Raw genomic sequence first — 839 nt, forward strand, 5'->3', positions numbered from 1 at the left:
ACCAAATCAAAATTCCTGCGTTTGATGCCTCGAAACGTACTTTCTGGAAAATGTTGGACAAACAAGGCTTGAGACCAATGCGCTAAAGTCAAACTGGAGCTGCTGGCAGCACTGGAGATAAAAACTTCCGATCCTTTGCCTCCTCCTGCATTGGAATGCAAGTCGAGCAGAAAGGTATTTTTGTATTGGGCATGAAAACGATTCGCTCGAGCAACTCGAACACTCCGATGAATGTCGTGCTGCTCTGGCACCAAATCATAATAAGGAATGCCTTTAAAATGGAGCAGTTCTAACAAACGGTTTTTGATGGCTCGATTAAATTCTCCTTCATAAAGAACCGCACCGTCAGACCAAACAGGAGAGCGTTTGCCCTTTGTTTGGTAGACGTTGCCAATCAAACCACCATGCCCATTGCTGATAATTGGAATGCAAGACATGATATGTTGGGGTTAAGTATTAGATGGTCGAGCTCCTTCAACGCTAAAGCGGCTCTGACTAAAATAAATGTTTTGAATGCGTTGGATCTGCTTTTTTTCGTAGGTAGATTGATGGTTGGGCAATTTGCCAATGTAGTTGTATTGGGGTTGAAAATGCCGTTTGAGTACCATCTCTACCGATGATAAGCGCATGCTGGTCAATAGAATTTCAAAGCTGACCTTTTGGACTGGAATGGCTTGTAAAACGCCCCCTTTTTGAAAGAGGCGCAAGCCTGATTTGTAGATATTAACCGAGTTGCCAATATAAATAACCTGGTCTTTTAACCGAATGACATAAATGCCTTTTTTGTGTCGATAGCGACCTAGGAGCTTGGAGGAAATGGGTGGATGAATGGTCAAGTT

At 43.0% G+C, this 839-nt stretch carries 2 protein-coding genes; both read right to left on the reverse strand.

What is annotated here, in order from left to right; genetic code table 11:
• Nucleotides 1-437 (reverse strand): N-acetylmuramoyl-L-alanine amidase (locus tag CG11_RS26245; protein WP_052599924.1); only part of this gene is annotated, 437 nt, incomplete at its 3' end.
• A gap of 12 nt (nt 438-449) precedes the next feature.
• On the reverse strand, nt 450-839 hold a 390-nt coding region (locus CG11_RS30545), incomplete at its 5' end, for a hypothetical protein (RefSeq protein ID WP_052599925.1).

Source organism: Aureispira sp. CCB-QB1 (assembly GCF_000724545.1).
In the GTDB taxonomy this organism is placed as follows: Bacteria; Bacteroidota; Bacteroidia; order Chitinophagales; family Saprospiraceae; genus Aureispira.